Here is a 20,872-nt window from a genome sequence, read left to right on the forward strand (position 1 = left end):
TTCTGGCCGGAAGCGAGCGCTCATTTCAGACCACGTTCGATTCAGCGCGGACGCGACTTAACGTTTGTAATGAACGGAGGCGACCTGTTTGCGTGGCAGAGTTCGCTTTATGGAAAGGTTAGCTATCAGCTTCAGTGTGTGCGGAATGTGTTCCATACATCTGTGTCTAGCTTCATGGCCGCAAGTACTTCGAAGGCGTACAACTCAAGGTCATTGTTGACTTCGATAAAGGCCACCGTCGTTTGGCGGAGGCGCCCCTGAGCTGAAAGAAAGACTTCCTTGAATTGTTCGTCTTTCATCGCTTGATCACGCTTCATTTCGTGCGGATAGTCTTCTGCAGCCATTTTGTAGACGAGGCTTGCGGTGTTGTGCGACTCGAAATTTAAATGCTGGACGAGCCTCTTTACTACCCCTCTCGAGATACCTACATAGACCGGCTTACCTTGATCGCTGAAGACGTAGCACCCTGGGAAGTCTGTGGTTCTACCCACCTTGGACAGAGCTTCTTTTGATGCGCTCTTGAAGCCAACAAAGGTTGCAGCAGGCATTGGAGTCTCTAGAGCAACCTTTAGCCTTGCAAAATGGCCAGGCAACACCGTTGAGGCAAGCTCTTCAAATGTATGAAGACAATTGTCGATGGGCATAAGTTTTCCTTTGTGATCCCTCACGAGGCATGGGTTCTAACCTCTATTGTTCGTTTCGGCTAGCACCAGGAGGCCAGCCAATGTGATACGTGTTGAGCTGCTCCCCATTGCACTGCAAAACCCTACTTCTGGTCGGGAGCTGCCTTCGGCTAGCAGTGACTCCCGACCCAAAGCGGTCACTCCCAGCCAGCCGACATGACAGATTACGCGGGCGCGGAAACGGCTCCGGCGCTGTTCTTACCGAGCACCGGCAACCCTAATACTGATGGTCTACAGAATGTCCTCTCTGTCGCCAGATGACTGCGCCAGAAACTCGGTGATCAGCGAGGTGATCTGCTGTTGGATCAACTCACGTGAGCGGCCGTTGTCGCCATCTCGGCAAATGATGCCATCGCCTGGTACTGCTTCTTCGAGCAATGCCACCGCACCAGGTTTGCACACCGACATGAAGCTGAAGTGGCTTGCGTCGCTGATTTCGACGTAACGGCTTGACGCTTGGGGCAGGCGTTTGGCCAAGTTGGCGGACTCCAACTGGGCGGGAAGCTCTTGCGAGGGTGCGCCGGCAGCGATCACTAGCGCTGGTACCGGCAGCGCCGCAAGGCTTTCATCGGTCAGCCCGCGTGAAAGGCCCAGGTCCAGTGTAACCACAGCGGTGACGCGTTTATCGCGCAAATCGGCGGCCAACCCGGCCTTCAATGCTGAGGTGCTTGCGGGGTTTATCTGTTGGTAATTGGTGCAACTGGACAACTGCGGGTGGGCTTTGCAGTCACGGGTGAATCGGTCTGGATCGAAACGAGCACCGGCGATCTCCATGACGGTCCAGCCGCCCAGCGAATGGCCCACTACAGCAATTCGGCGCTTCGCGACCAGGCCAAATTTTTCAGGTTGAGTCGTGACCGCTTCAATGGCTCGGCTCAGATCGACGGGCCGCTGCCATAACTGCGCCGCTGCTGGAGGGCTACGGTCACGGCTAGTGGTACCAGGATGGTTGACCGCGGCGACGATGTAACCCTTATGGGCCAGAGCACTGGCAAGCCAAGTCTGGTTGCTCCAGTTGCCCCCGAAACCGTGGGAGAGCACCACCAATGGGTGTTCGCCGGCGGCCGGTGGCGTGTCACGAACGGCAGCAGCACCGAAAAATGCCACATTATCGGAGATCAATTGCGTGGTGGCGGTAGTTGCACTGGGGTACCAGACGACCATCTCCAGCGAGCGGTCATTGTGCGTGTCCTGCAGCGTGGAGGACCGGAAGCCGACAGGGTTATCGTCAGCGAGTGCGTTGGCAGTCAGGCAGATCAGAAACAGGGCGCCGAAAGCTGTTTTCATTGTTGTTATCTTCCTTGATCAGACAAGCGCATAGCGATCTGCGGCAGGCTGTTGGGCCCATCTCGTATGCGGTCGAAACCCAATGTTGGGCACAGGTGAGTTGCCCGGACATTAAAGCCTATATTCGCGCCGACGCGCATGACTTTCATCGCTGGCTCAATCGTTCGCTGAGCGGCGCTCTGGCGCCAAGGCGAAACACCCGTTTCTGGCCGTTCTCTGCCGGTCATGGCGACGAAGCATGCGGGTCAAATTCGATGCAATCAGTAGTCAGAACGAATGCAAATGACTGGTCAGGTCGCATGCAAACGGGGGGCAAGTGGCGTGCAATTTCGCCGCTTGTGGCGAGAGTCCCTATCAGCCTGGTCGGGCTATATGGCCCCCCGGGGGCAAAATCTGCTGGATCGAAGCGCTCGCTCGTGTCCATCCGGATATTTCGCAGGCCCAGGGTTTCCAGGTGCGACGCATAGAGAGGCTCGGAAAAATAGCTGATCAGGAGCGAGCGGCGGCGTGCGCCGAGCGAGTTCAGGCTGCCGGCATGCACCAGGTCGACATCGAACACCAGGATGTCGCCGGCGGAGCCTGAGAGCTGCACGGACCGGGACTCGTCGGTGAAGTCGAATGGCGGCTCTCCCGGCCCGGGACGATGGCTACCGGGGACGATGCGGGTGGCGCCGTTCTCGGGGCCATAGTCGTCGAAAAAAGCCAGGGCGTTGGCGATGTCGCCTGGCCGTTGGGCCGACAGGTCGCGGTGCAACTGCTGATGACCGCCACCGACAAGGGGCTCGCGACCCTCCACCTGGGAGAGGAAGAAGCGTTCCCCGATCAACTCGCCCACCACCGCCAGCACCTGCGGCAAGCGACACACCGCCTGAACCTTCAAGTCAGAGTCCAGCAGCGAATGGCGCCAGTCCATGCCACGGGGCACGGGCCATTGGCTCGACGACATCACGCCCGCATCGAACGTGGCACGCAGGTCATCCAGCCACTCGGCCGGGATCGCTCGACGCAGCAGCACATAACCCTCTCGATGGAGTTGCTCGCGGTCAGTCATGGTTTTCTCGATTTCCTTATCAGCAACGCGTCCTGCGGAGCGGCCCGGGGTAATAGCCGGTCAATGATCAAGCGTAGCTTTTGCGAGTTCAGCGAAGGGTGTCGAGTGGCGTGCCCAACCAGGTTTTGTTGGAGAGGTTGTCATCTTGCTCGCCCCAGACACCTGTTCCCTACGCCTGGAAGAAGCGCCCGGGGCGGCAGGGGGCAAGGGCAGGGGATGTCGTGTCGTCGATGATCTCCTCGCTGGCCAGGCGGCCGACTATCGCCGCCAGCGTGACTCCAGGGTGCATCACGCAAACGTATACGCCGCCGATATCGGGCAGATAGCCGATGATGGGCGTGCCATCGACCGATATGGGCCTGAGCCCGACACAGGCCCATTCCGGCTCTATGGAGGCAACCCCATGGAGTTCGTTCCGGATGGCCTGGGCGGTTCGTAGCGCTATCGCGGCTGGCTGGTTTTCCAACGCGTCGTCCAGGTAATCTTCCGCCGCCAGTAGCCTGCCATCCGTGCCTTGCCGCACTTCCATTTCCGGGCTGGAGATTATGGTGCGCACGAGGTCGGGTTGTGAGGCGTAGCGGATGAATATGGCCGGGGAGGCCGCTATTGGAAGGGGCAGGTTCAGCTGCTCGGTCAGTTGGGTGATGCCCGTCCCGGCGGCCAGCACCACAATGTCGGCCTCGAGGCTGCCCCCTGTGGTTTCGACGCCCGTCACCTGTGCACCCTGGGTGGTAAAGCCGAGCACCCGAGTCTGGGTGAGCACCTGCGCGCCATGAGCCTGGGCACCGGCGAGCAACGCATGGGTGGCTTGCACGGCGTCCAGCGCGCCTTCTTCGGCGGCATACCAGGCCTGCTGCGGGGGATGCTTGAGGTTTGGCTCGAGGTCGAGAATCTGCGAGCGCGACACCAAGTTTGGCGAAGGCGGGTTGCCTGAGGCTTGCGGCACTTCACCCGGGCTTGCGCCGTAGGACAGGGCGCCGGTCCAGCGCACCTTAAGGCCAGGCAGCTCGGTTTCGAGCCGGCGGTACTCCTGGATCGCCGCACCGCGCAATGACGCAATGGGATCGGGCCCGCTGTGGGAGGTGTTGATCCAGGCGAATGAGCGTCCCGTTACTCCAGACGCTATGTCTTCAGCCTCCACCAGGATGACCTTGGCACCTTTGCCCGCCAGGTGATACGCCAGGGACGCGCCCACTATGCCCGCGCCAATGACCACGACTCGTTTGTTTACCGCGTTGCCCATATCAACCTCCGTGTTGTCGACCTGATGAGGGTAGGGCATCCGGATGAACTGATACCCTGAGAACCGAACGGCCCGCTTCGCTGCCTCCCTGTTATTTCTTGCGCACGGCTATTTCTTGCACTCCGCCAACACCACTTTGCAGGTGCTGGGCGTGCCGCCGGAGCGGCCGGCATAACGGATGCAGTTATTCAGGGATTTCTGGCGTGCCATGCTCAAGGTGGAGCCCCAGGCCAGGCCGCCTTCGCCGGAAGTGGGGAGCGCTTTGGCGTAACAGTTTGAGCCGATGCTGGCGGTCGAATAACGATACTTGGCGGCTTTGCTTGAACATCCCGCTACCAGCGCCAGGTTGATGGCGAGCAGGGAAAACAGGATCCATGACGAGTAGTGGCGTGCTGCTGTTCTGGTCATCCCGGTTCACCTGTATCAAGAGGGTAGAAGCCTGTTTGCAGTGCTGCTCTATTCAGCTTAGAGGGGATCGCGCCTGGCCTTGGAGCCGTCTGGCGGAGTGGAGGCGCCTGGGTGTGCCTTGCGTCGGTTGCCATCGGTTTTTACCTGATTGCAGTCATGGTTCTTGCGGCCAATGATCCTGGATTTCGTACCAGGTTGCCTTGAACGCCACCTGAATGTGTTTCTGTTTATTCGAGGTGAAGGGCGTATCCAGGGTGCCCAGGGCGATCGAGATCCAGTCGGCGTGTTCGCCCTGGTCTCTGGACCAGAACAGCGACGAGCCGCACTGCCCGCAAAGCTGGCGCAGCACCGACTCGGAGGATCGATAGGACTGGAGGCTCTCGGCACCCTGGACGATGCACAGATCGCTGCGCAACACACTGCCATAACTGGCGAACGCCGCCCCATGGCTTTTACGGCACTGGCTGCAATGGCAGTGGGAAAGCGCCTTGGGGCGGGACGAGAGCTGGTATTTGACGGCGCCGCACAGGCAGCTGCCCTGGAAGGTGTCAGTCATTTAAGGGCGCCCCTTGAGACGAAAGGGCGCCCATTTAAGCAGTCGCTGTTGAGGATGTCGAACGGCTGATAAAGCTCAAGGCGCTCGGGCAAGCAAGGTTAACCACAGTGCAATACCGAAGTCGCCCCTGATCGTATTGCGACTGCCCGCGGCACTGGCATAACCGTAATCCTTGGCCAGGGCATAAAGCGCTTCCGGACTTACGTTGCCGCCAAAAACAGAGATTGCATTTGAAAATGCTTGCGCAGGGAAGAAGATTCTTCCAAACCAGGATGCTCTCACTCCTGCAACTTCTAGAATTACATCCTCGTTTACTGCGACAAGTTCGTTGATGCTGCGATCAGAGACCGACTCCAGGCCTGTATCGAGGCTTTTCCCTCTTAGGGCGAGTACGGATGCGCCGTATATATGATTTGTGAGCTGGCCAAACTTCCTGCCCGGAACCTTGAAGGTAGAAAAGCTCTTGCTTTTCTTATAGATCAGCTGCGCAACTTTGTAATCCAGTTCGAATGCTTCTGAAACCGCTGAAAGATCGGAGCGATTTATCGGGAAGATGAATCCGAAATAAGCATCTCTGGTCGCATCAATTTTCTCATGAAGATGCCTCTCCTTTTCCTTGTATAGCAACTCAACGTCTTCGCGCGTCACGCTACTCAAGTGAATAACATCCGATGATCTGTTCATGGCAATTCCCTTCGACTATCCCGAGAGATGATAAGCGTTGAGTCGCGGGGGATCTCAACACCCTACCTGACGATTAAGCTCAGGGGCGGGCTTTAGCTCGTCCCTGCAAACGAAGCGAGCGATTCAAGCGCATTGTTATGTTTTTTATTAAAGATAAAGTTCCTCCGTGAAAGTGACTGCGAATGTATTACATATAGTTCGAAAATCGCGTTTCATAATATCAATGTGCGTTTGTTTATATAGCCAATCTCTCCAAGGGGGCAGCCAGGGATATTCCCTCCTTTGGCAAGTATGGGAGGCTAAATCAAACTTTGAATCGTCCCTGACTTCCTGGGCGCCCCCGAACGACCGCAAAGGGTTTAAGCAGCCAGGCGTGACGGGTCGCTATCGGCCCAAAGCGGTTGTGCCGAGATGGCGACCCTGCATTCATTCAAGGCAGGCTTCGGGCGTCGCCGGCAAGCTATCGAGAAACGCGGCAATCTGCCGGGCACCGCGCAAGTGCAGCGTAGGAACCAGCGGGCCTATGGCCAGGCGCACCGCCTCGATCCCCGGGCGGTAGCCACGGTCGAAATTCCACACGAAGTTCAGGAAGGTCAGGAACGCCCGGTCGAGCTTTTCCGTGCAGCCTGCGGCAAGGTCAGGCCGGGGACGGTTCATCAGGCTGCGGATGATCACCCGGGTGAAACAGGTGAGTCGCGGTGTATCGAGCCAGATGATCAGGTCGGCACGGGGCAGGCGAAGGTCGAAGGTCCGTCGGGCATAGTTGCCTTCGCACACCCAGGCAGCCGGTGCGACCGCTGCGCGGACCCGTTCGCGGAACTGCTCGGCGTCGGGTTCGACCCAGCCGGGCTCCCAGAACAGTGTGTCCAGGTGGACCACGGGCAGGTTCCGGCGCTTGCCGAGGGCGCGGGCGAGGGTGGACTTCCCGCTCCCGGCATTACCCAGAATCACAATCCGTTGCATGGGAACTTCCTGTCGCGAAAAAAGCCGGCGATTGTGCAGGTTTTGCAGCGCCAGTTAAAGGCGGATAGCGGGGGCGACCGTACCGGGAATGAAATTTGTGGTTCCTGAAGCCGAGAGCAGGATGTCGATCCATCCTTGTCCGCATTGAACGCCCGTTTCCGGCCGATTCCTGCCTGCCATGAAAAGCCGACTCCGACCCTTTGTCGCTTATCGGCAGCTCTCACCTTTCAGGGGTGTCTACTGCTAGTGAGGCTCTGTAGGTACAGAGAGGAGAGCATCATGAGCAATGAACAAGTGGCACCTGAAACCAAAGGTGTTGCAGTGCAGGTACTGGCAACCATTGACCTGGGTCCGGAGATCGAGGGTATGACCGGGCGCCAACTCAGAATGCGTCTGGTGACCATCGAGCCTGGAGGTGTATTCGGGCCGATTCATAACCATAAAGACCGGCCAGGCGTCGTCTACATACTGGAAGGAACCATCACTGACCATCGCAATGGCGGCGACACGGACTATGGCCCCGGAGTGGGGTGGCCCGAGGACAGGGACACCACGCACTGGCTTGAGAACAAAGGAACGGTTCCGGCACGGGAGATCTCGGTCGACATCGTCATGCAGGAGTAGGCCCAGGCCGAATATCGATAAGGGCGAATCCGAGGCGCGGTTCACTCAACCCCCGTTATTCCCCCGCGCCATTTGTAGGATCGCCCTCGGCCAGCATGCGGACCAGGATTTCCCGTTCCTTCGCCCCTGGCACCAGGCCGCGGGTCTGGCCTTCCAGCACGATGATGCCGTCTTCGTTGGTCATGCTGATGGCCGCCGTGGCCCGGCCTTGGTCATCCACCTCCTGGATGACCCAGTGGCAGGTGATGGTGTCGCCGGCATACACCGGTTGCTTGAACTGGAAGGTCATGGCCGAGGCCAGCCAGCCGATCTGCCCGCCGATTTCAGTGAGCAGGCTGGCGGTCAGCAGGCCGTGGGAAACCGGAGCCCTGAAGCGCCGGGCGGTGGCGAACTCGGCATCGAAATGCACCGGGTTGTAGTCGCGGGAAAGCCTGGCGAAGCCCTGGATGTCTGCTTGTGAAAAGCGGCGGGAGAGGGTGAAGCGATCGCCTGCCTGAAGCCCTTCGGCGGCACGCTGTCGGAAGCTTTTCATTACGGTTCCTCATCCTTGTGTTTATTCGGCGGGAGCACTGTATTCGAGCCCTTTGGATACCCGTGGAACATACAGGCTCAGCGCAGGATCTGCTCGATCAACAGCAGCACGGCGATGATGATCATCAGCGCTCCCGAGAGCCGGCTGACGGCTTGCGCGGCCACCGGGCGCGTGCGCAACACGGCGCGCGAACCAAAGCCCACCAGCAGGTAGATCACCCCACAACTGAAGGCATGCAGCAGCCCCAGCGCGAGGATCTGCAGCGGCACCGGCCAGGCGGCCAAGGGGTCGGTGAATTGCGGGAGCAAGGCCAGGAACAGCAGGAACACCTTGGGGTTGAGGCCGCTGACGCAGGCGCCCTTGAGTGTCCAGCGGGCCCAGGATGCCGAGGCCTGGGCGTCCCCGGCGCGCGGCACGGACGGGTGCCGGAGCATATTGATACCCAACCAGAGCAGATAGCTGGCCCCACCCAGGGTCAGCAGCGAAAGGGCCAGGGGATTGCTGGCGATCAACCCACCGACACCAGCGGCCACTATCACAGTGGCCAGCAGATGCCCGATCAACAGGCCGGCCACCGCGGGTATCACCACCCGCCCGAACAAACCCGCCGATATCGCGTAGGCCCAATCCGCTCCGGGCGTGATCACGAACAGCAATGACACCGCCCAGAACGCCGCGAAAATACTCAGGCTCATGGCCGTCCTGCCTTGTGCTGCTGGGCGAATGCTGTTTCTGGCCGGTTGACTGTGGTTTTAATCGGGGAGGGCATGGTTCTTTCTCGCAAAATCGGGTTCGCGGAAAGATTAATGAAGTGTGATTAGAATATTTTCTCTATTATTCCAGTCTGAATACGATTTTCGGGTAGATCCTTCCATATGGACAGAATTGATCAGAAGATTCTTGCCGAGTTGCAGGCGGACGGGCGTTTGTCGGTGACCGAACTGGCGGAGCGGGTCGGCCTCAGCCTGTCGCCGTGCCATCGCCGCGTGCGGGCCCTGGAGGAGTCGGGGGTGATCCAGGGCTATCGCGCCCAGCTCTCGCCCAGTGCCCTGGGCCTGACGTTTTCGGCGATGGTGTTTGCCACGCTGCGCGAAGGCGACCACCAGGCGGTTGCCGCCTTCGAAGCGGCGCTGGTGCCCATCCCGCAGATCGTCGAGGCGCAACGGCTGTTTGGCGAGCCGGACTATCTGCTGCACGTGATCACCCGCGACCTGCCGGCCTTCCAGCAGCTTTACGATGATCGCCTGTCCAAACTGCCCAACGTCCAGCGCCTGACCTCGACGCTGGTGATGAAACGGGTGATTCAGGACCGTTCGCTGCCGCTGTGAGGCGCGCCGGCGAACACATCAAACACTTCAGGGAGATAGCGATGCGTGAACGAAAGTCGGCAAGGTTGCTGGTCATCAGCCCTTCGCGAAAGGTCCTGCTGTTCCGCTTCCTGCACAAGGAAGGGGCGCTGGCGGGGGATGACTACTGGGCCACGCCCGGTGGCGGGCTTGAAGGGGCAGAAACCTTCCAGCTCGCCGCGGTCCGTGAACTGCACGAGGAAACTGGCATCCGGGTCGGCACGGTTGGAGAACCGGTGGCCGATCGCCGGTTCCCCATGCAACTGCCCAGCGGCGAGTGGGTCACCTCCGTCGAGCAGTATTTTGTGGTGCACGCGCCAGACCAGTCGCTCTCCCGTGCGGGCTGGACCTCGTCCGAGGTCCAGGTAATGGCCGACCATCACTGGTGGTCCGTCGACGATCTGCGATCCACCGAGGCCACCGTCTGGCCGGAATCGCTGGTGCACATGCTGGAGGCGGCGGGGGTGTTCGAGCGGTCTTTGTAGCGGTTTTTTTCGTGGGCTAATCCTGGCTTAATCCAGCTCCGTTGATATCGCCCGCAGCCGGGTTTTTTCGGCGACCTGTTTATGCGATCGGCGCAATTGTAAGAGCTGCTCTCCACCACTAGACTCCATTCCCATGAAACGCTACCTGCGGTTTTGTCTTGTCTTCCTGATCAGCCTGGCGCTTCCCCTCAGCGGGATGGCGGGCGTTCAGGCGCCGACCGAACCCTGCCCGATGAAGACCATGGGCATGGCGATGATGGACGACATGGGCATGGACTGCTGCAACGACATGAAAAGCCCGGTCGAACACGGCAAACCCTGCAAGCCGGGCCAGGAATGCAAGACCGGCGGCATGCTGCAAGTCTCGATCGTCAAGCCCGCCGTGACCCTGACCCACCCCGTTGTCCTGTCTTTCTCCAGCGATTTTTTGCCCGCGCAAAAACCTTCCGGGGTATGGCGACCGCCCCGGGCCTGATTCCTGTATCCCCCTGAACCTCATTCCGTATTAACGGGATGACATGGCTGTGCGCCTGTCTTTCGGGCGCGCGGTGGATCATCACAGGAATCGTCAACATGAACCCCAAGTGCTATTGCACAGGCAGGTCCCTCGTGGCCGGCCTGGCGGCGGGCGTGCTGGTGTGGCCGAGCCTCGCTGGCGCCTTGACCCTCGAAGAGGCGTTGCGCCTGGCCGAGAACAACGCGCCGTCACTGAGCGCCCAAGACGCGAAAATCCAGGCCGCCAGCAGCGCGGCCATCCCCGCCGGCGAACTGCCCGACCCCAAGCTGTTGCTGGGGGTGCAGAACTACCCTATTGGCGGTGCAGACCGCTGGCGCCTCGACCAGGACTTCATGACCATGCAGATGGTCGGGATCCGCCAGGAAATGCCCAACAGCGACAAGCGCAAGGCCCGCGTCGAGGTCGCCGCCGGGGCGGTCGAACGGGCCGCCGCCGAGCGTCGGGTGGAACTGCTTAACGTGCGCCAGGCCACGGCCCTGGCCTGGATCGGCAGCTATTCGGTGGAGCGCAAGACGGCGTTGCTCCAGGACTTCTACAAGGAAAACCGCCTGCTGGGCGACACCGTGCGCGCGCAGATCGCCGGTGGCCGCGGGTTACCGGCGGATGCGGTGACGCCCCGCCAGGAAGCCGCGCAACTGGCCGAGCGCGAGGATGAACTGATCAGCCAGCGGGCCCAGGCCCGGGCCGCGCTCAAGCGCTGGATCGGCGCCGCCGCCAACGACCGGCCCGAGGGACGCCTGCCCGAGTGGCCGGTGGACAGCGCAGGCTACGCCCACAAGTTGCAACACCACCCCGAACTGGCGGCGTTCGCGCCCATGACCCGCGAGGCACAGGCCAGGGTGCATGAGGCCGAGGCCGACAAGCAGTCGGACTGGAGCTGGGAGCTGGACTACCAGCGCCGTGGCCGGGAGTTCGGCGACATGGTCAGCGTGCAATTTTCCTGGGACTTGCCGTTGTTTCCCGGCTCGCGCCAGAACCCCAAAATCGCTGCCCGCCAGGCCGAGCTAAGCCAGCTGGAGGCCGAACGCGAAGCCCTGTCCCGGGAGCATGCCGAGCAACTGGAAGCGCAGTTGGCCGACTACCAGCGCCTGGATCGCGCGGTGCGCCGCAACCAGCAAAGCCTGGTGCCGCTGGCCCGGGAAAAGGTCGACCTGAGCCTGGCCAGCTATCGCGCCGGCAAGGGCGACCTGGCGGCGGTGGTCGCCGCCCGCCGCGAACTGATCGAGGCCCGCCTCAAGCAGATCGACGTCGAGGAGCAGCGTGCCCTGACCAACGCTCGGCTGTATTTCGCCTATGGGGAGAGTGCGCAATGAAGGCATCGATGTGGAAAGTGGCGGCGGTGGTCGGCGTCTCGATTGCCGTAGGTATCGCGGCCGGTTACTGGCTGGCCCGACCGCGCCTCAGTGAAGTACCCGCTGCCGCCGTTGGACAGGGAGCCGCGGCCGAACCCAAGGCGCTGTATTGGTACGACCCGATGTACCCGCAGCAGAAGTTCGACAAGCCGGGCAAGTCGCCTTTTATGGACATGCAACTGGTGCCGCGGTACGCGGAGGGCCAGGGAGCCCAAGGGGATGGCGCGGCGGTACGCATAGACCCGAGCCTGACCCAGAACCTCGGCCTGCGCCTGACCAGCGTCACGCGCGGGGTGTTGGCCAGCAGCGTCGATGCCGTCGGGGTGCTGGCGTTCAACGAGCGCGAGGTGGCGGTCGTTCAGCTGCGCACCGCGGGTTTTGTCGAACGGGTGTATGCCCGCGCCCCGGGGGATCTGCTCAAGGCCAATGCGGCCCTGGCGGATATCCTGGTGCCGGAGTGGGCGGCCGCCCAGGAGGAATTCCTCGCCCTCAAGGCCAGTGGCGATGCCGCTCTGCTGGCCGCTGCACGGCAGCGATTGCGCCTTAGCGGGATGCCGGCGGCCTTGATTGCCCAGGTCGAGCGCAGTGGCAAGGTCCAGCCGAACCTGACCCTGACCAGCCCCATCGGCGGTGTGCTGCAAGAGCTGAATGTCCGCCAGGGCATGACCCTGGCCGCCGGCGAGACCCTGGCCCGGGTTAACGGTTTGAACAGCGTCTGGCTGGCGGTGGCGGTTGCGGAGTCGCAGGCGGGCTCGCTCGTCGCGGGGCAGGTGGCCGAGGCTCGTTTGCCGGCCTTTCCGGGGGAGGTCTTCGCGGGCAAGGTCGACGCGATCCTTCCGGAAGCCAATGCCGATAGCCGCACGCTGCGGGTGCGGGTCGAGTTGCCTAACCCGCAAGGTCGGCTGCGGCCGGGCATGAGCGCCCAGGTCAGTCTCAAGCGTTCGACCCAGCAACCTCTGTTGTGGGTGCCCAGCGAGGCGGTGATTCGCACTGGCCGCCGGGCCCTGGTGATGCTCGCCGAAGAGGGAGGGCGCTACCGCCCGGTGGAGGTGCAGCCAGGGCCGGACAACGCTGGCCAGACGGCGATTTTGCAAGGCCTGGAGGAAGGGCAGCAGGTGGTGGCTTCCGGGCAGTTCCTGCTGGACTCGGAAGCCAGCCTCAAGGGCATAGTCGCCGCTTCCTTGGCGGCACCCGCAGCCGTCCTGCATGAAGCCGAGGGCCAGATCCTGGCCATCGACAGCCAGGAAGTCACGCTGGCTCATGGTCCCTTCAAGAGCCTGGGCATGCCCGCCATGACCATGACCTTTCCTCTGGCCAACCCCGGCCTGATGCAGGGCCTCAAGGTGGGCGACAAGGTGCGGGTGGCGCTGAGCCAGAGCGGCAATGAGCTGCGGGTCCAACGCCTGGATAAAACGGGGAGCCAGCCATGATCGCGGCCGTGATTCGTTGGTCGGTGGCCAACCGTTTTTTGGTGTTGCTGGCGACCCTGTTTGTCAGCGCCTGGGGTGTCTGGTCGGTGCAGAGCACGCCGGTCGACGCGCTGCCGGACCTGTCGGACGTGCAGGTGATCATCCGCACGCCCTATGCGGGGCAGGCGCCGCAGATCGTCGAGAACCAGGTGACCTATCCGCTGGCCACCACCATGCTCTCGGTGCCCGGGGCCAAGACCGTGCGCGGCTATTCGTTCTTCGGCGACAGCTTTGTCTACGTGCTGTTCGAAGACGGCACCGACCTGTACTGGGCGCGCTCGCGGGTGCTGGAGTACCTGAGCCAGGTGCAGAGCCGCTTGCCAGCCAGCGCCAAGCCGGCGCTGGGACCGGATGCCACCGGGGTCGGCTGGATTTTCCAGTACGCCCTGGTGGACCGCAGCGGCGGGCATGACCTGGCGCAACTGCGGGCCCTGCAGGACTGGTTCCTCAAGTTCGAGCTCAAGACCCTGCCGAACGTCGCGGAAGTCGCCACGGTGGGCGGCATGGTCAAGCAGTACCAGGTGCTGCTCGATCCGCTGAAACTGGCCAGCCTCGGCATCACCCAGGCCGAGGTCGGCGCGGCGATCGGCAAGGCCAACCAGGAAACCGGTGGCGCGGTGCTGGAGATGGCGGAGACGGAGTTCATGGTGCGGGCTTCCGGCTACCTGAAGAGCCTCGATGACTTCCGCGCGATCCCGCTCAAGCTCGGGGCGGGCGGGGTGCCGGTGACCCTGGGCGAGGTCGCGACTGTCCAGCTCGGCCCGGAAATGCGCCGCGGCATCGGCGAACTCGACGGCGAGGGCGAAGCGGTGGGCGGCGTGGTGATTCTGCGCAGCGGCAAGAACGCCCGGGAAACCATCGCCGCGGTGAAGACCCGCCTCGAAGAGCTGAAGCGCAGCCTGCCGGCCGGCGTGGAAATCGTCACCACCTACGACCGCAGCCAGTTGATCGACCGCGCGGTGAGCAACCTCGGCCACAAGTTGCTGGAGGAGTTCATAGTCGTCGCCCTGGTGTGCGGGATCTTCCTCTGGCACCTGCGTTCTTCCCTGGTGGCGATCATCTCCTTGCCGATCGGCGTATTGATCGCCTTTGTGGTGATGCGCCAGCAGGGGCTCAACGCCAACATCATGTCCCTGGGCGGCATCGCCATCGCGGTCGGGGCCATGGTCGACGCGGCGGTGGTGATGATCGAGAACGCCCACAAGAAACTCGAGGCCTGGCACCAGGCCCACCCCGGGCACAGCCTGCAAGGCGAACAGCGCTGGCAGGTGATCACCGAGGCGGCGACCGAGGTCGGGCCGGCGCTGTTCTTCTGCCTGTTGATCATCACCCTGTCGTTCATCCCGGTGTTCACCCTGGAGGCCCAGGAAGGGCGGCTGTTCGGTCCGCTGGCGTTCACCAAGACCTATGCCATGGCCGCGGCGGCGGGGTTGTCGGTGACCCTGGTGCCGGTGTTGATGGGTTACTGGATTCGCGGGCGGATTCCCAACGAGCAGCAGAATCCGCTGAACCGTTGGTTGATCCGCCTCTATCAACCGGCCCTGGACGCGGTATTGCGCAGGCCCAGGGCGACCTTGCTGGTGGCTTTGCTGGTGTTTCTCAGTGCGCTGTGGCCGATCTCGCGCCTGGGCGGCGAGTTCCTGCCGCCGCTGGACGAAGGCGACCTGCTGTACATGCCTTCGGCGCTACCGGGGCTGTCGGCGCAGAAGGCGGCGCAACTGCTGCAACAGACCGACCGGCTGATCAAGAGCGTGCCTGAGGTCGAGCATGTGTTCGGCAAGGCCGGCCGCGCGGAAACCGCCACCGACCCGGCGCCCCTGGAGATGTTCGAAACCACTATCCAGTTCAAGCCCCATGATCAATGGCGCCCCGGCATGACCGCGGAAAAATTGGTGGCCGAGCTGGACCGGGTGGTGCGGGTGCCGGGGCTGACCAATATCTGGATTCCGCCGATCCGCAACCGCGTCGACATGCTCGCCACCGGCATCAAGAGCCCGATCGGGGTCAAGGTGGCCGGCGGCGATCTGCAGCAGATCGATGGGGTGACCCAGGCGGTCGAGCGGGTGGCCAGGGAGGTGCCGGGAGTCAGTTCGGCGCTGGCCGAACGCCTGACGGGTGGGCGTTATATCGACGTGGACATCGACCGCCAGGCGGCCGCGCGCTACGGCCTGAATATCGCCGACGTGCAGTCGATCGTCAGTGGCGCCATCGGCGGTGAAAACATCGGCGAGACCATCGAAGGGCTGGCCCGCTTCCCGATCAGCCTGCGTTACCCCCGTGACTGGCGGGACTCGCTGGATGCCTTGCAGCAGTTGCCGATCTACACCCCGCTGGGCAGCCAGATCACCCTCGGCACTGTGGCCAGGGTCAAGGTCAGCGAGGGGCCACCGATGCTCAAGAGTGAGAACGCCCGGCCTTCGGGCTGGGTGTATGTCGATGTGCGGGGGCGGGATATCGCCTCGGTGGTCGCCGACCTGCGCCGGGCGGTGAGCGAGCAGGTGCGCTTGCAGCCGGGCATGAGCCTGAGCTACTCCGGGCAGTTCGAGTTTCTCGAGCGAGCCAACGCCCGGCTCACCTGGCTGGTACCGGCCACCTTGCTGATCATCTTCGTGCTGCTGTACCTGACCTTCGCCCGCTTCGATGAGGCCTTGCTGATCATGGCCACGCTGCCGTTCGCCCTGACGGGTGGGGTGTGGTTCCTCTACGGGCTGGGGTTCAACCTGTCGGTGGCCACCGGCGTCGGTTTTATCGCCCTGGCCGGGGTGTCCGCCGAGTTCGGCGTGATCATGCTGCTGTACCTGAAAAACGCCTGGGCCGAACGCCAGGAGTCCGGCGAGGGCAGCGAGCGCGGGCTGCTGGCGGCGATTCACGAAGGCGCGGTGCAGCGCGTGCGCCCCAAGGCCATGACCGTGGCGGTGATCATCGCCGGCCTGCTGCCGATCCTGCTGGACGGCGGCACCGGCAGCGAAGTGATGAGCCGCATCGCCGCGCCCATGGTCGGCGGCATGCTCACCGCGCCCCTGTTGTCCCTGTTCGTCATCCCGGCGGCCTATCGCCTGATGCGCCGCCGGCACCTTCCCTGAACCGCCTCTGTAAGTAATGCCGATTAAGTATTTTGATCCCTAGCCAATGAAGTCATGCAGGCAGATAAAAATGATAGACTTGAGAACTCGTTTCACATGTATAAGGACATTCCTGTGGTAAGAAAGACTCTGTTATCTCTCTGCACTTTATTGATGCTGACAGGCTGCCAAGTGCAATCATCCCCCCTGCCTAAGAGCCAAAAACTCTCGCCCGATAAAGTCGCTCAGATCGCTGCGACCATCGGGCAGAAATATCCAAAACTTTCCACCGAGACTCGCGGCAAGCTACTGAATACCGTTGTGCAATCACTGGACAACATGGTATTTGTCGAGGGTGGTGAATTCCAGATGGGGGATTTCGGTTGGCCGTATGATGATGACCCCAAAAATTTATGTGAATGGCCATGCGGTCTAGACCGAGATCAAATGGGTAACATCACCATATTCGGCGATGATGATTTCGTCCATCCCGTTAAGTTGAGTAGTTACTACCTATCTAAGTTTCAGACAACGATAGGTGACTTCGATTTATTTTTCATTGCCCAGGGCAAACCTGTTTTTAATGCAGAGCGCCGTAAGCGTGAAGATTTGAAGTCTCTCCATCAACCTAATCTGCCGGCTCCCGCCCAAAGTTGGCAAGAGGCCAAGGAGTACTGCGGCTGGCTAGGTCAGTTGAGTGGTTACCCCGTAGATCTACCGACTGAGGCTCAATGGGAGTATGCCGCCCGTAATCGCGGCCAACATGTGGTGTTTCCGACCGATAATGGCAGTTTGAACTACGGACGAAATTTTCCAGAGCCCGATGAAATGGATACATTTCCTGTGGATAAATTTGTCCCTAACCCATTGGGTATCTACAACCTTTCGGGTAATGCGACGGATTGGATTAATGACTGGTATGACAAAGATTACTATCGTCATTCACCCGTCGAAAATCCGAAAGGGCCAAGCTCGGGTACCCAACGAGTTTGGAGGGGCACAAATATGCTAGAGGATCCATTGTTGAGTGCCAGTACCATTCGACGCTGGGGTGTTGATCCGATGCAAGATGGCCACTATGCTGGCGTCAGTTTTCGCTGCTCAATTCAATCTGAAAAACCTCTATAACGTTAAAAAAACAAAGGCGCTTATTAAGCGCCTTTGTTGTAGGGGTATCACTAACTTAAGCCAAACCATCAAACCGCCCGCTGTTACGAGCAACCAGCAATATTTTCTCTTTACGCCAAGCATTGCTTGGGTTCCAGGCCACTCTGGTCGAAGTCCCAGTCAGCTGATTAATTGCCAGACTATCAATAAACCGATTGAACTGGTTTTGCTCGTAGCCATCCAACAAGGCGTTAATCCGCTCCAGACTATCCATCGCATTGACTTTCTCAGCCTTGGGCGAGCAGTGCTCAAGCACCTCGATGAATTGCCTCCAGTGCCGTATCTCTGAAAGCAAAATAACTAGTGCCTCTTCTTGCAGCTCATTAAAACTTTCGACAAATCCTTCGGTCAGTACATAGACCATTGGGCCAAGTGTTTCTGGCGGAAGTAGGCCAAAGGGCAGAGGTTGTCCCCGAATCATCATGACTTTGTCGGCTTTGTGCTGAATCACATAGTTGGCTAGGTTTTGCGCCTCGATCTTAGATGCGGCACGTACTTTCCACCAATCGCGCATCGCAACAACCCCATCATCAAATGCTTCATTAGCTACTTTGATGGGGCTGGTTGCCACCTGATATAGACCTGAGGTTATATAGCTGAAAGCGCCCTCCGTAACTCCCAGCAGATACCTGTAATCCATATCAGCCAAGGCATTGCAAAACAACAATGTAAGCTTCCCGACCTGCTCCAGGTCCACCACCGTACCAAACCCACCACCGGCCCCAGGACCAAAAACCACAGACCCCTTGCAATTAAATGCCAGTCGGTTGCTTGCAATACTGATACCGAACTCACCGCTGGCACCGATACCGAAAGCGGCATTTCCCTCCGCCTTGACCTCGGCCAGCTTGGCCCAACTGCTGCTAGCATTGGTCTGGCCGACGACGGCTTTTCCCGTACCTTGCTTGTCCGGCTCAACCCACTCAAATGCACCGCTCAGGGCACCGCCTGCTTGGGCACCGGCAAAAGCATCGCCTTTGACGCCGATGTTGCCGCTACGTCCGACTTCCATCGTCGGAGTACCTAACAAGGCAGTAGCGCCTGCCGGGGTTTCGGTAGGCTTATATTGTGTTTTTACCCCGGCTTCACCTTGTACCTTAGCTCCGACAAAACACGACAACTCCAACTTGCCGCTTACACGAAACACGCCTATGGGGTGCAAGACTTCTTTACCCACGGCATTGATATAGGACATGTTGGCAACGTATCCGCCCTGATTCGGGAAAAATCTATTCAGAGACGCTGAGGCCTCTACCAGAGAGAACGCCGCACTGCCTTTGACTCCGACATCAATGCTTCCCTCCTTGGGGTTCCAGTTGTTCACGCCGGCACTGGCGCTGGCAGCAAAGCGCAGGGCGTGAGCTTCTGCGGATACCGCATAGCGCGATGCATCACCCTGATTGGAGGTCCAGGCCACCTCTTGATGCAGCGTGTTGAGCAGATTGTCCTGTTTACTGGTCCAGGTACTGAGCTTCAGTTCAAGATTGCCCAAAGGGCCGGCCTTGCGCCGACCGCCGACCGCATTTTTGATGTCCTTTATCAGATCACTCGCCAGCTGCTTGCCGAACGGCTTGCCGGCCATGACCCGCGTTGGGACTCGAATATTCCAAGGTGTGGTGTTGCGGTACGGGATCGAGATGTAGTGACGCCGAGTGGGGTCGCTGAACAGGATGATTTCCACGACGGTAATACCGGACTTGGTTTGCTTACCGCGCTGACTTTCAATGCCGCGCCCCTTGCCATGCTTCAAGTCGGGCGCTGCGCTATTGGCACTGCTCGAGCTGTCTTCTGATTCGGCTTTTTTCTGCGCTGCCAGTTGGGCACGTAGTTTGCCGATTTTCCCATCCAGCTCCAGGATCTTCTTGTTTTGCAAGGACTTCCAGTTGGTTTCAAATTGCGTTGTTCCAGCAAAGCTGGGCGTGTAACGCTGATACCAGTCACGAGCCCCCTGCAAGTTCGCCAGCTGGCCTTGAAGGTCTTTATCAGTTGTCAGAGGAGCTGCTTTGGTCGGCTGCGGCTTGGTCTCGCGCATCAACAACCCAGCCCCTTCAGCCTTGACCGCCCAAGCATCTTTGATGCAACGGGCACAGGCGCAACTGGCCTTCGGGTCTTGAGGTTTCTTGCACTCAGTAGTGGGCAAAGCTTTGGACAGGTTCTGATGCAGTTCATCCATCAGTTTCTGAACCGCGTTGATTTCTTGCTTCAGTGCTTTGGACTGTTTGTCGGTCAACACATAGAAGTGAGGCTCACCGGTAATGTGGGCAACATCGACCAGTTCCTCGTCGCATTGAGCCTGCCCCTTGAGCGCGGTCGAGCTGGTGTTGTCTGCATGCATTGGGGGTGGTAGTTCGGGTTTTGAAGCGGCCCCGGGAAGCTTCAACTCCCAACCGGCTTTGATGTGGTTGGGGTCATTGATGATCGGATTAAGCGCCTGAATCTCAGATGCTTTAGCGCCATGTTGCTGGGCAATTTTCCCCAGGGTATCGCCATCTTTTACCGTGTAAGTACTGCTCATTCATCATCATCCTTGTGATTCAGAGACGTTCAAGCTCGATCAGCTTGTCGCCAAGACCCAGGTCGTTACGGGCCAGTAATTCGGTATGCGGGGATCGACTCCAGAAGTCATCGCCCTTGCTCAGCGACAGACGCAGCCAGCGCTCTTGCTCGGCCAACTGCAGATACCCTGCTTGCTGGGCCGTGAGTAGCTGTCGATACACAAAAGCCGCGGGCTCGGGCATGGGCAATACCGCCTGATAGTCCTGAGCAAACCGTCCGGCCAGCACCTTCAAGCGCTGCTGATCCATCAGGGCCTGCCGCTCGTGCCCCAGGTGCAGCCAGCCTGGCGCTTGGACCTCGGCTTCCGGTTCGGGATGAGGGTGAGCCTGATGACGCCAGCCCAGCTCGTTGCGCCAGGCCATGTCAGTGAGCGGCCCCATGAACTGCAACAGCTCGGTTTCATCGAGGCTGCTCAACAACGGCTCCAGCCAGCGTGGTTCAAAAAAACGCATCATCTGGGCCGGAGTGTCAGCGGTACTGACGGTGAGTAGGCTGCGCCAATGTTCAACGGCCTGCTCGAAGGACTGGTCATCCTTCAAGTAGGCCACGAATCCGGCATCGGCCTGTTCAAGCAGCGTACTGGCATACTCCATCAACGCACCGGGTACCGGACACAGCAAGGCGAATGGTCCCGCGGCTTGCAAGGCTGTATAGGGGGTGTTGTCGAACAGCGGGACGCAGCGTTCGACACCGTAGCTGATGGCCTGATCGACATGAGCCTGCAAATCCGAGTCAAAACTGGCATCCAGAATCACACACAGGACTCCTGGTGCTACTGGTGTTTGAAAGGGTGAAGAGATGGAGTTGATCATGCCGTCTTACCTGGATGGTGAATTGGGCAATGACCTGATGCGTCGAGTTGGCAGCCCGGAATGGGCAGGAGTGCA

19 protein-coding genes and 1 pseudogene are annotated in these 20,872 nt (G+C 60.3%); 8 read left to right on the forward strand and 12 right to left on the reverse strand.

The annotated features are described in order from the left end of the window. Positions 1-131 precede the first annotated feature (131 nt). From C4K38_RS13070 to C4K38_RS13105, 8 genes and pseudogenes are all read right to left on the reverse strand, one after another. Positions 132-644 carry a GIY-YIG nuclease family protein gene (locus C4K38_RS13070; protein ID WP_231998551.1) on the reverse strand — a complete coding sequence of 171 codons (513 nt, stop codon included), beginning with the start codon at positions 642-644 and terminating at the stop codon, positions 132-134. Between the two features lie 270 nt (positions 645-914). Beyond that, the gene (locus C4K38_RS13075; RefSeq protein ID WP_053278736.1) at positions 915-1,970 is read right to left on the reverse strand and encodes an alpha/beta hydrolase family protein; all 1,056 of its coding nucleotides are present in this window, start codon (positions 1,968-1,970) and stop codon (positions 915-917) included. Positions 1,971-2,355: 385 nt separating this feature from the next. Then, positions 2,356-3,021 (reverse strand): annotated as a pseudogene (locus tag C4K38_RS13080) (phytanoyl-CoA dioxygenase family protein); the annotation flags it as partial. 169 nt (positions 3,022-3,190) lie between these two features. After that, positions 3,191-4,264 (reverse strand): NAD(P)/FAD-dependent oxidoreductase, encoded by a 1,074-nt coding sequence (locus C4K38_RS13085; RefSeq protein ID WP_053278737.1) that lies wholly within the window; start codon positions 4,262-4,264, stop codon positions 3,191-3,193. 108 nt (positions 4,265-4,372) lie between these two features. Beyond that, positions 4,373-4,672, reverse strand: coding sequence for a DUF4189 domain-containing protein (locus C4K38_RS13090; RefSeq protein WP_053278738.1), 300 nt, complete (start codon positions 4,670-4,672; stop codon positions 4,373-4,375). Between the two features lie 154 nt (positions 4,673-4,826). After that, positions 4,827-5,228 carry a GFA family protein gene (locus tag C4K38_RS13095; protein WP_053278739.1) on the reverse strand — a complete coding sequence of 134 codons (402 nt, stop codon included), beginning with the start codon at positions 5,226-5,228 and terminating at the stop codon, positions 4,827-4,829. A gap of 75 nt (positions 5,229-5,303) precedes the next feature. Next, positions 5,304-5,912 (reverse strand): hypothetical protein, encoded by a 609-nt coding sequence (locus C4K38_RS13100; RefSeq protein WP_053278740.1) that lies wholly within the window; start codon positions 5,910-5,912, stop codon positions 5,304-5,306. Positions 5,913-6,338: 426 nt separating this feature from the next. Beyond that, positions 6,339-6,875, reverse strand: a complete 537-nt coding sequence (locus C4K38_RS13105) for a P-loop NTPase family protein (protein WP_009048569.1) — start codon at positions 6,873-6,875, stop codon at positions 6,339-6,341. 279 nt (positions 6,876-7,154) lie between these two features. Between C4K38_RS13105 and C4K38_RS13110 the strand changes: the two genes are divergently transcribed. Beyond that, positions 7,155-7,499: a cupin domain-containing protein gene (locus tag C4K38_RS13110; protein WP_025809352.1), complete on the forward strand. Its 345-nt coding sequence runs from the start codon at positions 7,155-7,157 to the stop codon at positions 7,497-7,499. Positions 7,500-7,554: 55 nt separating this feature from the next. On the opposite strand, the gene C4K38_RS13115 is transcribed toward C4K38_RS13110, so the two are convergent. Both C4K38_RS13115 and C4K38_RS13120 read right to left on the reverse strand, forming a co-directional pair. Continuing rightward, positions 7,555-8,031 carry a MaoC family dehydratase gene (locus C4K38_RS13115; protein WP_053278741.1) on the reverse strand — a complete coding sequence of 159 codons (477 nt, stop codon included), beginning with the start codon at positions 8,029-8,031 and terminating at the stop codon, positions 7,555-7,557. Between the two features lie 77 nt (positions 8,032-8,108). Beyond that, positions 8,109-8,726, reverse strand: a complete 618-nt coding sequence (locus tag C4K38_RS13120) for a LysE family translocator (RefSeq protein WP_053278742.1) — start codon at positions 8,724-8,726, stop codon at positions 8,109-8,111. A gap of 180 nt (positions 8,727-8,906) precedes the next feature. Between C4K38_RS13120 and C4K38_RS13125 the strand changes: the two genes are divergently transcribed. The 7 genes from C4K38_RS13125 (at position 8,907) to C4K38_RS13155 (ending at position 17,390) form a co-directional block, all read left to right on the forward strand. Then, positions 8,907-9,359, forward strand: coding sequence for an Lrp/AsnC family transcriptional regulator (locus tag C4K38_RS13125; protein ID WP_025809349.1), 453 nt, complete (start codon positions 8,907-8,909; stop codon positions 9,357-9,359). A gap of 41 nt (positions 9,360-9,400) precedes the next feature. Further along, positions 9,401-9,862, forward strand: coding sequence for an NUDIX hydrolase (locus C4K38_RS13130; RefSeq protein WP_053279044.1), 462 nt, complete (start codon positions 9,401-9,403; stop codon positions 9,860-9,862). Positions 9,863-9,995: 133 nt separating this feature from the next. Then, positions 9,996-10,337: a hypothetical protein gene (locus C4K38_RS13135; protein WP_053278743.1), complete on the forward strand. Its 342-nt coding sequence runs from the start codon at positions 9,996-9,998 to the stop codon at positions 10,335-10,337. Positions 10,338-10,435: 98 nt separating this feature from the next. Continuing rightward, positions 10,436-11,692 carry a TolC family protein gene (locus tag C4K38_RS13140; protein WP_053278744.1) on the forward strand — a complete coding sequence of 419 codons (1,257 nt, stop codon included), beginning with the start codon at positions 10,436-10,438 and terminating at the stop codon, positions 11,690-11,692. After that, on the forward strand, positions 11,689-13,161 hold the full coding sequence (locus tag C4K38_RS13145) for an efflux RND transporter periplasmic adaptor subunit (RefSeq protein WP_053278745.1): 1,473 nt from the start codon (positions 11,689-11,691) through the stop codon (positions 13,159-13,161). Before C4K38_RS13140 ends, C4K38_RS13145 begins: the two co-directional genes overlap by 4 nt. Then, on the forward strand, positions 13,158-16,283 hold the full coding sequence (locus C4K38_RS13150; RefSeq protein WP_053278746.1) for an efflux RND transporter permease subunit: 3,126 nt from the start codon (positions 13,158-13,160) through the stop codon (positions 16,281-16,283). The genes C4K38_RS13145 and C4K38_RS13150 overlap by 4 nt, the downstream gene beginning before the upstream one ends. 54 nt (positions 16,284-16,337) lie before the next feature. Further along, complete coding sequence (locus tag C4K38_RS13155) at positions 16,338-17,390, forward strand: formylglycine-generating enzyme family protein (RefSeq protein WP_231998550.1); 1,053 nt, start codon at positions 16,338-16,340, stop codon at positions 17,388-17,390. 55 nt (positions 17,391-17,445) lie between these two features. Here C4K38_RS13155 and C4K38_RS13160 read toward each other — a convergent pair whose 3' ends face one another. After that, a complete protein-coding gene (locus tag C4K38_RS13160) occupies positions 17,446-19,944 on the reverse strand; it encodes a LysM peptidoglycan-binding domain-containing protein (RefSeq protein ID WP_081001487.1) in 2,499 nt (832 codons plus the stop codon). A 19-nt stretch (positions 19,945-19,963) separates the two neighbouring features. Beyond that, entirely contained in the window at positions 19,964-20,797 is an 834-nt protein-coding gene (locus tag C4K38_RS13165; protein ID WP_081001488.1) for a DUF4123 domain-containing protein, read from the reverse strand. Positions 20,798-20,872: the final 75 nt, after the last annotated feature.

The organism is Pseudomonas chlororaphis subsp. piscium (genome assembly GCF_003850345.1).
Taxonomy (GTDB): domain Bacteria; phylum Pseudomonadota; class Gammaproteobacteria; order Pseudomonadales; family Pseudomonadaceae; genus Aquipseudomonas; species Aquipseudomonas piscium.

Coding starts and splice junctions, on each gene's coding strand:
- C4K38_RS13070 (WP_231998551.1), bottom strand. CDS start 644: ATGCCCATCGACAATTGTCTTCATACATTTGAAGAGCTTGCCTCAACG.
- C4K38_RS13075 (WP_053278736.1), bottom strand. CDS start 1,970: ATGAAAACAGCTTTCGGCGCCCTGTTTCTGATCTGCCTGACTGCCAAC.
- C4K38_RS13085 (WP_053278737.1), bottom strand. CDS start 4,264: ATGGGCAACGCGGTAAACAAACGAGTCGTGGTCATTGGCGCGGGCATA.
- C4K38_RS13090 (WP_053278738.1), bottom strand. CDS start 4,672: ATGACCAGAACAGCAGCACGCCACTACTCGTCATGGATCCTGTTTTCC.
- C4K38_RS13095 (WP_053278739.1), bottom strand. CDS start 5,228: ATGACTGACACCTTCCAGGGCAGCTGCCTGTGCGGCGCCGTCAAATAC.
- C4K38_RS13100 (WP_053278740.1), bottom strand. CDS start 5,912: ATGAACAGATCATCGGATGTTATTCACTTGAGTAGCGTGACGCGCGAA.
- C4K38_RS13105 (WP_009048569.1), bottom strand. CDS start 6,875: ATGCAACGGATTGTGATTCTGGGTAATGCCGGGAGCGGGAAGTCCACC.
- C4K38_RS13110 (WP_025809352.1), top strand. CDS start 7,155: ATGAGCAATGAACAAGTGGCACCTGAAACCAAAGGTGTTGCAGTGCAG.
- C4K38_RS13115 (WP_053278741.1), bottom strand. CDS start 8,031: ATGAAAAGCTTCCGACAGCGTGCCGCCGAAGGGCTTCAGGCAGGCGAT.
- C4K38_RS13120 (WP_053278742.1), bottom strand. CDS start 8,726: ATGAGCCTGAGTATTTTCGCGGCGTTCTGGGCGGTGTCATTGCTGTTC.
- C4K38_RS13125 (WP_025809349.1), top strand. CDS start 8,907: ATGGACAGAATTGATCAGAAGATTCTTGCCGAGTTGCAGGCGGACGGG.
- C4K38_RS13130 (WP_053279044.1), top strand. CDS start 9,401: ATGCGTGAACGAAAGTCGGCAAGGTTGCTGGTCATCAGCCCTTCGCGA.
- C4K38_RS13135 (WP_053278743.1), top strand. CDS start 9,996: ATGAAACGCTACCTGCGGTTTTGTCTTGTCTTCCTGATCAGCCTGGCG.
- C4K38_RS13140 (WP_053278744.1), top strand. CDS start 10,436: ATGAACCCCAAGTGCTATTGCACAGGCAGGTCCCTCGTGGCCGGCCTG.
- C4K38_RS13145 (WP_053278745.1), top strand. CDS start 11,689: ATGAAGGCATCGATGTGGAAAGTGGCGGCGGTGGTCGGCGTCTCGATT.
- C4K38_RS13150 (WP_053278746.1), top strand. CDS start 13,158: ATGATCGCGGCCGTGATTCGTTGGTCGGTGGCCAACCGTTTTTTGGTG.
- C4K38_RS13155 (WP_231998550.1), top strand. CDS start 16,338: ATGCAGGCAGATAAAAATGATAGACTTGAGAACTCGTTTCACATGTAT.
- C4K38_RS13160 (WP_081001487.1), bottom strand. CDS start 19,944: ATGAGCAGTACTTACACGGTAAAAGATGGCGATACCCTGGGGAAAATT.
- C4K38_RS13165 (WP_081001488.1), bottom strand. CDS start 20,797: ATGATCAACTCCATCTCTTCACCCTTTCAAACACCAGTAGCACCAGGA.